Source organism: Rathayibacter sp. Leaf296 (assembly GCF_001423045.1).
GTDB lineage: Bacteria > Actinomycetota > Actinomycetes > Actinomycetales > Microbacteriaceae > Rathayibacter > Rathayibacter caricis.
The window spans coordinates 1164931-1177672 of sequence record NZ_LMNR01000001.1; the positions used below are offsets into that span (position 1 = coordinate 1164931).

A 12742-nucleotide genomic window follows, 5' to 3' on the forward strand; every position below is an offset into this window, starting at 1 on the left:
CGTGCCGCTCGACGCCCTCGGCGACGCCGCGATCGCGCTCCGCCACCCCGCCGCGAACTGGCGGGAGGCCGTCCTCGAGGCCGGCCGCGCCCTCGAGCGCAGCGGAGCGGTCGACCCGGCCTACTCGCGCCGCATGGTCGAGCAGATCGACGTGCTCGGCCCCTACATCGTCATCGCGCCGGGACTCGCCCTCGCGCACGCCCGCCCGGGCAACGACGTCCACAGCGACGGTCTGTCCGTCGTCACGCTCGCCGAGCCCGTCGCCTTCGGACACGGCACCAACGACCCCGTCTCGGTCGTCATCGGCATCGCCGCCACGCAGGCGCACGGGCACGTCGGCTTCGTCGCCGGCCTCGCCGACGTCCTCAGCCGCCCCGACGCGATCGGCGCCCTCGCCGCAGCGCGGACGGTCGGCGGCGTCAACGCCGTCCTCACGGACGCCACCCCGCACCACGGAAGAAGCTCATGAAGATCGTCACCCTCTGCGGCGCCGGAATCGGCACCTCCGCCATCCTCAAGCTCGGCGCCGAGCGCGCGCTCGAGGCGCTCGACCTCGAAGCCGAGGTCGTCGCCTCCGACATCGCCTCGGTCGACGCCCTCGCCGCCGACGCACAGGTCATCCTCACCTCCGGCGAACTCGTCGACCGGATCGGCCGGACCTTCGCCGAGGTCGTCATCATCGACAACTACCTCGACCAGGCCGAGATCACGGCGAAGATCGAGCGCGCCCTCGGTTGATCCGCGGAATGCGGATCAACCGAGGGCGGTGCTTGCTCCTGAGCCGCTCCCTGCGCGGCTCAGCGCAGTCGGCTTCTCGGAAACGTGCGTTCCGTGGAGCGGGTCGCGTCGCGCTGTCCAGAATCGCTTGGCACGCGATTCAGGATCGCGCGCTCCCTGCGGGGCGGCGATGCGGAGGCCTCCACCAGCCGTGATCGTCGTCGACGAGTGGCCGTCACTACCGGGCCGTTTGGGAAGAGCCGGGACAGGTGCCGCGAGATGCCGCATTGGGCCGGGACGCACCCGGGGAGGGGTGCTCGAGTGGCGTCTCGGGGCGGGGGTCAGCGGAGGAGGGACTCGGCGCCGGTGCGGAGGGCGGAGAGGCGGGTGGAGACGGCGGAGCGGCGCGACGAGGGGTCGGCGTCCGAGGACCAGGCGTCGAGGTAGAGCTTGACCTTGGGCTCGGTGCCGCTGGGGCGCACGATCAGGCGCGCTCCGTCGAGGGTGAAGCGCAGCGCATCCGTCGGCGGCACACCGCCCTCGACCTCGAGCAGGTCCTCGACCCGCTGCACCGGCAGTCCGCCGATCGACGACGGAGGGGCGCTGCGCACCGCCGCCATGATGCGGCCGATCTCGGACAGGTCGGTCACGCGGAGCGAGATCTGCTCGGAGCCGAAGAGGCCGAAGCGGTCGGCGAAGGCGTCGAGCTGGTCGGCGATGGTCCGCCCCTCCGACGCCAGAGCGCTCGCCAGGTCGAGGAACGCCAGAGCCGCAGAGATGCCGTCCTTGTCGCGCACCGTCCCGGGATTCACGAGATAGCCGAGCGCCTCCTCGTACCCGAAGACGAGATCCGGCACCCGCGAGATCCACTTGAAGCCCGTGAGCGTCTCGACGAACGTCAGCCCGTAGTCCGCTGCGACCGCTCCGAGCGCGGGGGAGGAGACGATCGAGCACGCGAGCGCCCCGCCCGCGCGTCCCTCGGCGCGAGCGCGCTCCGCGGCGCGCCAGCCGAGCAGCGCACCGACCTCGTTGCCGGTGAGCCGGCGGAAGCCGTCCGTGGTGCTGTCGTCCGGGATCGCCGCGGCGAACCGGTCGGCGTCCGGGTCGTTGGCCACGATGAGGTCGGCACGACCCGTCCGGGCGGTCGCGAAGGCGAGGTCCAGCGCGCCCTCCTCCTCCGGATTGGGGAACGCGACCGTGGGGAACGCGGGATCCGGGTCGATCTGCTCGACGACCACGAGCGGCTCGTCGAAGTCGGCGGCCGAGAGCACGCGGTGCGCGGTCTCCCAGCCGACCCCGTGCATCGCCGTGTAGACGACGCGCAGCGGAGCGGTCTGCCGGCCGACCGTGCCCGTCGCGTCGATGTAGGCGGTCACCACCGATTCCTCCGCCGTGCGGTACTCCCCGCGCGGGAGCTCGGTGACCCGGCGCGTCCGCGCGACGTCGAGGATCCGCTCGGCGATCTCGGCGTCGACCGGAGGGACGATCTGCGAGCCCTGGTCGTCGCCGCCGAGGTACACCTTGTAGCCGTTGTCCTGCGGAGGATTGTGGCTCGCCGTCACCATGACGCCCGCATCGGCGTCGATGTGGCGCACCGCGAAGGCCAGCACGGGAGTGGGGAGCAGGCGCGGCAGCAGGACGGCGTCGACGCCCGCTCCTGCCATCAGGGCGGCGGAGTCCTCGGCGAAGACGCGCGAGTTCTTCCGGCCGTCGTAGCCGATGACGACGACGGGCCGCTCGATCCCCTGCGAGAGGAGGTGCTCGGCGAGGCCGACGGCGGCCTGCGAGACCAGCACGCGGTTCATCCTGTTCGACCCCGCGGCGATCGCCCCGCGCAGCCCGGCGGTGCCGAACGCGAGCCGGGAGCCGAAGCGGTCCTGGAGCTCGACCGTCGCGTCCGCATCGCCCGCCTCGTCGGCGACGAGCAGCCGCACGAGCTCCTCGCGCGTCTCGGGATCGGGGTCCTGCGCCAGCCAGTCCTCGGCGAGGGCGCGGATCCCGGCGGTCACAGGGTCCCCGTGATGCCGGCCAGGAGGCGGGCGAGGTCGTCCTCGGCGTTCCGGCCGGCCTCCAGCACCTCCTCGTGGCTGAGGGCCGTCTTCTGGATCCCGGCGGCGAGGTTCGTGATCAGCGACATGCCGAGCACCTCCATGCCGGCCTCGCGCGCGGCGATCGCCTCGAGCGCCGTCGACATGCCGACGATGTGCCCGCCGATGATGCGAGCCATCTGCACCTCGGCCGGGGTCTCGTAGTGCGGACCGCGGAACTGGACGTACACGCCCTCGTCGAGCTCGGCGCGGGTCTCGCGGGCGAGCGCGCGCAGGCGCGAGGAGTAGAGGTCGGTGAGGTCGACGAACGTCGCCCCCTCGAGCGGCGAGTCGGCGGTCAGGTTGATGTGGTCGCTGATCAGCACCGGCGTGCCGGGCGTCCAGTGCTCCTTGATGCCTCCGGCGCCGTTCGTGAGGATCATCACGGTCGCGCCCGTGGCGGCGGCGGTGCGCACGCTGTGCGCGACGCGGCGCACGCCGTAGCCCTCGTAGTAGTGGGTCCGCGCCCCGATGATCAGCGCCCGCTTCCCGGTCGGCAGCAGGACCGAGCGGAGGGTGCCGCCGTGGCCGTGCACGGCCGGTCGCGAGAAGCCGACGATGCGGGTCGCGTCGACCGTCGCGGTGGTCTCGCCGATCAGGTCGGCGGCCTTGCCCCACCCGCTGCCGAGCGTGAGGGCGATGTCGTGTCTCTCGACGCCGGTCGCCTCAGCGATCTGAGCGGAGGCCTCACGGGCGATCGCGAAGGGATCGGCGTCGGCGGGATCGAGCGGATTCGGGGTCTGGTCGGCCATTCCCCCACCCTATCCACGGCTCACGGGGAGAAGCGGGCAGGCACCGGCGCGGCAGGGCGCCCCGCCGATTGGGCGAACTCCCAGAGACGGAGGACAATGGGAGTTATGGCTTACGAGTTCGAGCGCACGCAGAGGATCGCCGTACTCGGAGGGGGACCCGGCGGCTACGAAGCCGCCATCGCCGGTGCGCAGCTGGGCGCCGAGGTCACGCTCGTCGAGCGGGTCGGAGTCGGCGGCTCGGCCGTCATCACCGACGTCGTGCCGTCGAAGTCGCTGATCGCGACCGCGGAGGCGACCAATGCGATCGGGGAGGCCGCTGATCTCGGCGTCCAGTTCTTCACCCGCTCCGAGCAGACCAACAAGCCGGTCCGGCCCGAGGTCGCGGTGAACCTCGCCACCGTCAACAAGCGCCTGCTCGGTCTGGCGCGCCAGCAGTCCGAGGACATGCGCGCGAACCTCGTGCACCACGGCGTCCGCATCGTCTCGGGCGACGGCCGGCTCGACGGCTCGAACGCGCTGATCGTCTCGACCGCTCCCGGCGAGGAGGGCATGGACTTCGACCGCATCGAGGCCGACACCATCGTCGTCTCGGTCGGAGCGAGCCCGCGCGTTCTCCCGTCCGCCGCTCCCGACGGCGAGCGCATCATGAGCTGGACCCAGCTCTACAACCTCAAGACTGTGCCCGAGCACCTGATCGTCGTCGGCTCCGGCGTCACCGGCGCCGAGTTCGCCTCCGCCTACCGAGCGCTGGGCGCGAAGGTGACGCTCATCTCCTCCCGCGACCAGGTCCTGCCCGGCGAGGACGCCGATGCCGCCGCCGTGATCGAGAACGTCTTCAAGCGCAACGGCATGACCGTCCTCTCGAAGTCCCGTGCCGATCGCGTCGAGCGGACCGAGAAGGGCGTCCGCGCCGTCCTGTCCGACGGGCGCGTCGTCGAGGGCTCGCACTGCTTGATGGCCGTCGGCTCCGTGCCGAACACGAAGGGCATCGGCCTCGAGGAGGCGGGCGTGCAACTCACGGAGTCGGGTCACATCCGGGTGAACCGCGTCGCGCGCACCAGCGTCCCGTCCATCTACGCCGCCGGCGACTGCACGACGTTCCTCCCGCTCGCCTCCGTGGCCGCGATGCAGGGCCGCACGGGGGTGTTCCACGCCATGGGCGACGCCGTGAACCCCACGGAGGTGCGCAACGTCGCGGCGAACATCTTCACCCAGCCCGAGATCGCGACCGTCGGCTGGAGCCAGCGCGAGATCGAGGAGGGCATCGCCCAGGGGGAGATCTACAAGCTCCCTCTCGCCGCCAACCCGCGCGCGAAGATGATGGGCATCCGCGACGGCTTCGTGAAGCTCTTCGCCCGCACCGGCTCCGGCACCGTCATCGGCGGAGTGATCGTCGCCCCCAAGGCGAGCGAGCTGATCTTCCCCCTCGCCCTCGCCGTCGAGCACCGCCTGACCGTCGACCAGGTCGCCCGTGCCTTCACCGTCTACCCGAGCCTCACCGGCTCGATCTCGGATGCGGCGCGTGCCATGCACATCGTGAGCTAGCTCACGGAGTGAGCTAGCTCACGATGTGCGGCCTTTTCTCCGAGCCGCTCCCTGCGCGGCTCGGCGCGGTCGGCTGTGTAGGTGGTGCGTTCCGCAGAGCGGGTCGCGTCGCGCTGTCTCGGATCGCTGGCACGCGATTCTCGGACGCGCGCTCACGCCGGTCGGCGATCCGGTAGCTTGCGACCGGTGGTCCTGGCTCGAAGGCTCAGTGAGAGGGTCCGAGAGAGGATCACGACGTTCGGCGTTCCGCGCTCCAGGCTCGCGGTGCGGAACGACAGCCAGGAGTGGGGCTCGGACGCCATCGTGGCTGATGGGCACTCACGGCTGAGGTTCTGCACCGGATGGACTCGATGGTCGATGAGCAGGACTTCCGCGGGTGGTGCGGAGTCGCGCACGCCCGGGCGTCGCCGAGGCTCTCGCCCGGGGCAGACGCCACCGCTCTCAGCGGAGGGCGCTCGCCGCCCCGTTGCTGATCGAGTAGCCCGCGGAGCGGGCGTATCGAGATCCACCGACGACGGACGCGCGGGAGCGACCATCGCCCGGCGCGGCGCACGGGGGAGCGATCACCGCCCGCCGCGGCGGACGCGCGTCAGACGATCTGCAGCAGCACGTGGCCCGCGGAGACGGTGGTGCCGGCCTCGGCGGCCAGGCCGGTCACGACGCCGTCCTTGTGGGCGGTGAGGGGCTGCTCCATCTTCATGGCCTCGAGGACCACGACGAGGTCGCCCGTCACGACAGAGTCGCCCTCGGCGACCGCCACCTTGACGATGGTCGCCTGCATCGGGGACGTGACGGAGTCGCCGGTGACCGTGCTGACCGAGCCCGACCCGCGGCGCTTGGGCACCGACGCCGTGGCGGCCCGCGAGGGTCCGGAGCGCGCGAACTCGCTCGGCAGCGTCACCTCGACACGGCGGCCGTCGACCTCGACGACCACGTTCTGGCGGGCCGCGGGCTCGGGGATCGCGCCCGGCTCCCCGCTCCACGCCTCGATCGTGTTGTCGAACTCGGTCTCGATCCAGCGCGTGTAGATCGTGAAGGGCGCGTCGCCCTCGGGGGCGAAGGCGGGATCGCGCACGATCGCGCGGTGGAAGGGGAGGACGGTCGGCAGGCCGGTCACCTCGAACTCCTCGAGGGCGCGGCGCGATCGCTCGAGCGCCTCGGCGCGGGTGCTGCCGGTGACGACGAGCTTCGCGAGCAGGGAGTCGAAGGATCCCGAGATCACGTCGCCCGCGACCACGCCGGAGTCGACGCGGACGCCCGGTCCGCCCGGCGCCTTGAACACGTGGACGGGTCCGGGGGCCGGCAGGAAGCCGCGTCCGGCGTCCTCGCCGTTGATGCGGAACTCGAACGAGTGGCCGCGCGGGGTCGGGTCGTCGTAGTCGAGGACACCGCCCTCGGCGAGGCGGAACTGCTCGCGCACGAGGTCGATGCCGGTGATCTCCTCCGAGACCGGGTGCTCGACCTGCAGCCGGGTGTTCACCTCGAGGAACGAGACAGTGCCGTCCTTGCCGACGAGGAACTCGCACGTGCCGGCGCCCAGGTAGCCGACCTCGCGGAGGATCGCCTTCGACGCGCGGTAGAGCTCGGCATTCTGCTCGTCCGTGAGGAACGGCGCGGGCGCCTCCTCGACCAGCTTCTGGTGGCGTCGCTGCAGCGAGCAGTCGCGGGTCGAGACGACGACGACGTTGCCGTGCGCGTCGGCGAGGCACTGGGTCTCGACGTGACGGGGCTGGTCGAGGTACTTCTCGACGAAGCACTCGCCGCGGCCGAAGGCGGCGACCGCCTCACGGGTGGCGGAGGCGAACATCTCCTCGACCTCGTCGCGCTCGCGGGCGACCTTGAGGCCGCGGCCGCCTCCTCCGAACGCCGCTTTGATGGCGACGGGCAGGCCGTGCTGGTCGACGAACTCGAGCACCTCGGCGGCGCCCGAGACGGGGTTCAGGGTGCCGGGGGCCAGCGGCGCCCCGACCTTCTCGGCCACGTGGCGGGCCGACACCTTGTCGCCGAGACGCTCGATGGCGTCGGGGCTCGGGCCGATCCAGATCAGGCCGGCGTCGATGACCGCGCGGGCGAAGTCGGCGTTCTCGGCGAGGAAGCCGTAGCCGGGGTGCACGGCGTCGGCACCCGAGCGGCGGGCGACCGAGAGGAGCTTCTCGATGACGAGGTAGGTCTCGGCGCTGGTGGTGCCGCCGAGCGCGTAGGCCTCGTCGGCGAGGCGGCTGTGCAGGGCGTCGCGGTCCTGGTCGGCGTAGACGGCGACGGAGGCGATCCCGCTGTCGCGGGCGGCTCGGACGACTCGGACGGCGATCTCGCCTCGGTTGGCGATGAGCACCTTCGTAATACGCGACATGGTTCCCCACCCTAGGGGGCCCTCAGAGGATGCCCGTGGCGGCTCACCACAAAGAAGCGCGGGGGCTCTGTCGGTTCCACACAACCCGGAGCGGAGTCAGCGGTTCCAGAGCGAGGTCCACGGCACGCCGAGCTCGCGGACCAGCGAGCGCAGAGCGGGCACCGACATCCCGATCACCGTGGAGGGGTCCCCCTCGATCCGCGTGATGAAGCCGGCGGCGAGGCCGTCGATGGTGAACGCTCCAGCCACTTCCAGGGGCTCGCCCGTCGCGACGTACGCGTCGATCTCGTGGTCCTCGATGTCGGAGGCGAAGTGCACGGCCGCGGAGGTGACCGTGCCGACCTCCGCGCGCACCTCCCCGCCCCGGTGGTCGATCAGCCAGTGCCCGGAGTGCAGGCGGCCCTCCCGGCCGCGCTGGGCCCGCCAGCGCTCGCGGGCCCGCTCGGGCTCGTGCGGCTTGCCGTGGACCACCCCGTCGAGCACGAACGCGGAGTCGCCGCCGAGGACGAGACCGTCGATGCCGGGTCCCAGGACGGCGCGCGCCTTCGCGCGGGCGAGCAGCGCCACCACGGCGTCGGCGTCGAGCGGAGCGCCCGACTCCTGCTCGGCCACGGCGACGGCCGCCGGCTCGTCGACCTGCGAGGGCACGACGACGGGCTCGATGCCCGAGGACCGCAGCAGCGCGAGGCGCGCGGGGGAGGTGGAGGCGAGGTAGAGGCGCATGCGTGCTCCCTGCGGCCGGGCCCCCGCTGTGGGATGCTCGATGGATGTCGAAGTCCGCGTCCCGCACACCCTCCCGTCCCTCCGAGGACGACGGCGTGCTCGGGACGCAGGTCGAGCTCGAGATTAGCAACGTGGCCCACGGAGGCGTGTTCGTCGCCCGCCACGAGGGCCGCGTGGTCTTCGTCCCGGACGTGCTCCCGGGCGAGCGGGTCCGGGCGCGCATCAGCGAGGTGCGCCACGACAGCTTCTGGCGGGCCGACGCCCTCGAGATCCTCGAGCCGTCGCCGCACCGGGTCGCGCACGTCTGGGCCGAGGCGTCGATCGACCGGCGCCCGGAGGACCGTGTCGGCGGTGCCGAGTTCGGCCACGCCGCGCTCGCGCACCAGCGCGAGCTCAAGCGCACGGTCCTCGAGGACGCGTTCGCCCGCTTCGCGCGCCGCGAGGTCAGCGTGGAGGTGTCGCCGATCGAGGGCGACGACGAGGCCCGCGGCCTCGGCTGGCGCACGCGGAACCGCCTGCACGTGGACGACGACGGCCGCGTCGGTCCGTACGCGTCGCGGAGCCACCGTGTCGTCACCGTCGACGCGCTCCCGCTCGCGACCGCCGCCAGCGCCGCCGCGGCCCCGCTCCACGGCCGGCTCGCTCCCGGCTCGGTGGTCGACCTGGTCGACGCGGCCGGATCCGAGGGCGCCGCGGTCCTCGTGCACGACCCGTCCGACAAGAAGGCCCGACGCGACCGCACCGTCGTGACCGAGTTCGTCGCCGACCGGACCTTCCGCGTCGACCGCTCCGGTTTCTGGCAGGTGCACCGCGGAGCCGCGGCGGCCCTCTTCGACGCCGTGCAGACGGCCGTCGACCCCGAGCGGAGCGACCCCCGCGCGGCCAACCACGACCTCTACGGCGGAGTCGGCCTGCTCGCGGCGGCGCTCGCCGATCGTCTCGGAGCCGGCCTCCGCGTGACCAGCGTCGAGAGCGACTCCCGCGCCACCGAGCACGCACTCGAGAACCTGTCGGACCAGGTCGGCGCCCGCGCGGTGACCGCCCGGGTCGACCGATACCTCCGCGACGCCCTCGCCCAGGCCGACGCGCGCGAGCGCGAGCGCTGGCGCTCGGCGACGGTCGTGCTGGACCCGCCCCGCTCGGGTGCGGGCCGCGCGGTCACCGACGCCCTCATCGAGCTCGCCCCCGCTCAGCTCGTCTATGTGGCGTGCGATCCGGTCGCCCTCGCGCGCGACGTGGGAGCGCTGGCGGCCGGCGGCTACGAGCTCGAGCGCCTCGACGGCTTCGACCTCTTCCCGAACACCTCGCACGTCGAGGCCGTCGCGCGGCTGGTGCGCCGCTCCGCCTGAGCCCGGCGTCGCTACGATGGCCCCGACGGACCCGAGGGAGTGGACCTGTGAACGCTGAGCCTGTCGGGGAGCCGCGCGTGCGGGTCGCCATCGTCGACGATCACGAGTCGGTGCGACTGGGTGTCGCCGCAGCGATCGAGAACGCCGGGATGCACGTGGTCGCCGCCGCCGAGACCGTGCGGGTCCTCGAGCAGGTCCTCGACGGGTCCGAGATCGAGGTCCTGGTGCTGGATCTCTCCCTGAACGACGGCTCGAGCATCACCGCCAACGTGAAGTGGGGCCAGGTCCGCGGATCCGCGGTCCTCGTGCACAGCATCGCCGACCGCGTGGTGGCCGTGCGGGAGGCCCTGGCCGCCGGCGCGGCCGGGGTGATCCCGAAGTCGTCGCCGATGTCGACCGTGATCGCGGCCATCCGCACCGTCGCCCGCGGCGAGGTGCTGAACAACCTCGAGTGGGCGTCGGCGATCGACGCGGACGACGACTTCGCGCGAGCGGTCCTCGGCCGTCGCGAGCGCGACGTGCTGCACCTCTACGCCTCCGGTCTCCCGTTGAAACTCGTCGCGGACCGGCTGCAGATCTCGGTGTCGACGGCGAAGGAGTACCTCGATCGGATCCGCGACAAGTACGTCGAGATCGGCCGGCCCGCGCCGACGAAGGTCGACCTGCTCCGCCGCGCCGTGGAGGACGGGATCCTGCCCGGCATCGACCCGGACGACGGCGATGCCGGTCGCTGACGCTCCGCCTGCGGGTGCACCGGCGAACCGGCTGCGGATCGATCGGATCGTCACCACGGTCCTCTCGCTCTTCGGCTTCGGCTTCGCCCTGCAGACGGTCCCGCCGATCCTCGACCAGCTGCGGTTCCTCCAGCCGGCGGTGGCCTGGCCGGTGCTGGCACTGGTCTTCGGTGCGCTCGCCGCGGCCGTCGGCACCGCGGTCGTCTACCGCGGCACGCGCATCACCGGTGTCCTCGTGGCGGGCGCCCTCCTCCTCGCGCTGCTGACGTGGCCGCTCGCCGTCGTCCCGGGCGAGGTCCTGCCCGCGACGCCCTACATCTTCTACCTGCTGACGCTGGGCACGGCCTTCTGCACCCTCGTCGCTCCGCTGCGGGTGGCGGTCGTCTACGCCGTCGTCACCCCGGTGCTCTTCGGCGTGCTGCGAGTGCTGCCGTCGGGCGGGGCCGCCGAGCCGACCCGAGCGGTGCTGGACGCCTTCTACGTGGGCATCGTCGGCTTCGTCATGCTCGTGCTGATCTCGGTGCTCCGGCAGTCGGCCGAGGAGGTCGACCGCGCCCAGACCACGGCGATGGAGCAGTACGAGGCGGCCATGCGCCAGCACGCGGGGGAGGTCGAGCGGACCGAGGTCGACGCCCTCGTGCACGACAACGTGCTCGCGACCCTCCTCGCGGCCGCCACGGCGGAGTCGCCCTCCCAGCGCGCGCTCGCGTCGTCGATGGCCCGCAGGACCCTCGCGGTGCTGCTGCCCGAGAAGGAGTCGGACGTCGCGGAGGGGACGGTGCAGCTCGAGGTGGTCGAGCGGCAGCTCGCCCACGCCGCGTCGACGTTCGCCGCCGACCTCGAGGTGCGGACCGCTACGGCGGCCGATCCGCGGACGGCGTCCGTTCCGCGCACCGTGGCGGAGGCGGTCCTCGGAGCCGTCTGGCAGGCGCTGTCGAACAGCGTCCAGCACGCGGGACCCGGCGATCAGGTGCGCCGCACGGTGCGGGGGCTGCTCGACGTGGACTCCGTCGAAGTGGTGGTCGAGGACGACGGTCGCGGCTTCCGCGTCGCCGAGGTGCCGCGCGAGCGACTGGGCATCCGGCTCTCGATCCTCGAGCGGGTTCACAACGTGAGCGGGGACGCGCGAGTGGAGTCCCGCCCCGGGGAGGGCACGCGCGTCGTGATCGGCTGGACTGCCCGCACCGCAGCGGCTCGATCGGGGACCGGCTCGTGATCGCGTATCCCCGCCCGCTGCTCTACGCGCTCGGCGCAGGCTTCTCGCTGTACCACGTGGTCCTCGCCTTCTTCTCGTACCGCAACTCGCCGCCGAGCACCTTCGATCTGCTCGCGGTCGCCCTGTACGTGGCGGCGACGGTGGTGGCGCTCTGGCCGTCCGCCACGACGCGCCTCTCGACTCCCGTGGCCGCGTCGATGACGGTGGTGGCCGTCGCCCTGCCCCTCCTCGTGGCACCGGCGTTGGATCCCGCGGCGCCGAACGGCTACTCGACCTGGTACATCGCCGCCGTGGGCACCCTGATGACCATCGTCTGCTCGCGCAGCCGTCCGGTGTTCGCCTGGACCGGCATGCTCGTCCTCATCGTGCACACGATGGTCTGGGCGGGACCGCTCTCGCTCTTCACGCTCGGTGTCATCGGCAACCTGGCCTGGGTCGGCTCCGCGCAGGCGCTCATCATCGAGCTGGGCCGGGCGGGATCCGAGGCGCGGGTCCTCGAGGCGGCGGAGCGCGCCGCGACGTCGTGGCGGGCGGCGGAGGAGGCGCACCTGACGGAGCGCGAGATCCGCCTCGAGCAGACCCGCGCGATCGCCTCCGACATGCTCCGTCGCATCGCGAGCGAGTCGGCGCTGAGCGACGAGGAGCGCCTCGAGTGCCGCCTCCTCGAGGCCTCGGTGCGCGACGAGATCCGCGGGCGACGGCTTCTCGACGACGACGTCAGGCGGCTCGTCCTCGACGCGCGGAGGCGAGGAGTGACCGTGTCGGTCCTCGACGACGGCGGGCTCGATCACTCGTCCGAACGCGAGAGCAGGCGCGTGCTGCACGAACTCGCCCAGGCGCTCGCGGGGATCCGCCACGGAGTCGACCGCATCGTCGTCCGGACTGCGTCAGCGGACTCGCCCTCCGCCGTGACGATCGTCGGGCTGCGGACGGCCGGCGACGGCAGCGCGGTCGCGCTCGGCTCCGACGACTCGGCCGACGAGGTCGACGCCTGGGTCGAGATCCGCCGCGACGACCAGCGCGTCTGACCGGCGCGACGGCGGCCGTCCCGCCGCGGAGAAGTCCCCTGGATTCAGGGACCTGCTCTGCGGAGTCGAGGAGCGACCAGCGGACGAGCTGCGCACATCGGAGAACGCCAGCGGGTCGAACGAGCACAGCGGGTCGAACGAGCACAGCGGGTCAGACGAGCACAGCGGGTTAAAAGAGTGCGGCGGGCTGTCCACTCCTCCGAAGAGGGGGCCCAGCCCGCCGTCAAACCCCGAGTGAGGG

The 12742-nt window shown here is 72.6% G+C and carries 11 protein-coding genes; 7 read left to right on the top strand and 4 right to left on the bottom strand.

The annotated features are described in order from the left end of the window. Nucleotide 1 precedes the first annotated feature (1 nt). Together ASF46_RS05420 and ASF46_RS05425 are read left to right on the top strand one after the other, a co-directional pair. Nucleotides 2-469: a PTS sugar transporter subunit IIA gene (locus ASF46_RS05420; RefSeq protein WP_055788042.1), complete on the top strand. Its 468-nt coding sequence runs from the start codon at nt 2-4 to the stop codon at nt 467-469. After that, on the top strand, nt 466-738 hold the full coding sequence (locus ASF46_RS05425; RefSeq protein WP_055788046.1) for a PTS sugar transporter subunit IIB: 273 nt from the start codon (nt 466-468) through the stop codon (nt 736-738). Before ASF46_RS05420 ends, ASF46_RS05425 begins: the two co-directional genes overlap by 4 nt. Nucleotides 739-1058: 320 nt before the next feature. On the opposite strand, the gene ASF46_RS05430 is transcribed toward ASF46_RS05425, so the two are convergent. Then, on the bottom strand, nt 1059-2726 hold the full coding sequence (locus ASF46_RS05430; protein WP_056866689.1) for a phospho-sugar mutase: 1668 nt from the start codon (nt 2724-2726) through the stop codon (nt 1059-1061). After that, entirely contained in the window at nt 2723-3556 is an 834-nt protein-coding gene (locus tag ASF46_RS05435) for a purine-nucleoside phosphorylase (protein ID WP_056866690.1), read from the bottom strand. Before ASF46_RS05435 ends, ASF46_RS05430 begins: the two co-directional genes overlap by 4 nt. 105 nt (nt 3557-3661) lie before the next feature. Here ASF46_RS05435 and ASF46_RS05440 point away from each other — a divergent pair, with 105 nt between their 5' ends. Next, entirely contained in the window at nt 3662-5101 is a 1440-nt protein-coding gene (locus ASF46_RS05440; protein ID WP_056866691.1) for an NAD(P)H-quinone dehydrogenase, read from the top strand. 589 nt (nt 5102-5690) lie between these two features. Here the strand turns inward: ASF46_RS05440 and ASF46_RS05445 are convergent. Next, the gene (locus ASF46_RS05445; protein ID WP_056866692.1) at nt 5691-7451 is read right to left on the bottom strand and encodes an acetyl/propionyl/methylcrotonyl-CoA carboxylase subunit alpha; all 1761 of its coding nucleotides are present in this window, start codon (nt 7449-7451) and stop codon (nt 5691-5693) included. A gap of 96 nt (nt 7452-7547) precedes the next feature. Then, the gene (locus ASF46_RS05450) at nt 7548-8174 is read right to left on the bottom strand and encodes a Maf family protein (protein WP_056866693.1); all 627 of its coding nucleotides are present in this window, start codon (nt 8172-8174) and stop codon (nt 7548-7550) included. Between the two features lie 44 nt (nt 8175-8218). Between ASF46_RS05450 and ASF46_RS05455 the strand changes: the two genes are divergently transcribed. Genes ASF46_RS05455 through ASF46_RS05470 form a run of 4 tightly spaced genes read left to right on the top strand, consistent with a single transcriptional unit; the run spans nt 8219 to nt 12501 of the window. Then, a complete protein-coding gene (locus ASF46_RS05455; protein WP_157602228.1) occupies nt 8219-9523 on the top strand; it encodes a class I SAM-dependent RNA methyltransferase in 1305 nt (434 codons plus the stop codon). 47 nt (nt 9524-9570) lie between these two features. Continuing rightward, complete coding sequence (locus tag ASF46_RS05460) at nt 9571-10257, top strand: response regulator transcription factor (RefSeq protein WP_055788068.1); 687 nt, start codon at nt 9571-9573, stop codon at nt 10255-10257. Then, nucleotides 10244-11473 (top strand): ATP-binding protein, encoded by a 1230-nt coding sequence (locus tag ASF46_RS05465; protein WP_056866694.1) that lies wholly within the window; start codon nt 10244-10246, stop codon nt 11471-11473. Before ASF46_RS05460 ends, ASF46_RS05465 begins: the two co-directional genes overlap by 14 nt. Beyond that, a complete protein-coding gene (locus ASF46_RS05470) occupies nt 11470-12501 on the top strand; it encodes a hypothetical protein (RefSeq protein WP_056866695.1) in 1032 nt (343 codons plus the stop codon). Before ASF46_RS05465 ends, ASF46_RS05470 begins: the two co-directional genes overlap by 4 nt. Nucleotides 12502-12742: the final 241 nt, after the last annotated feature.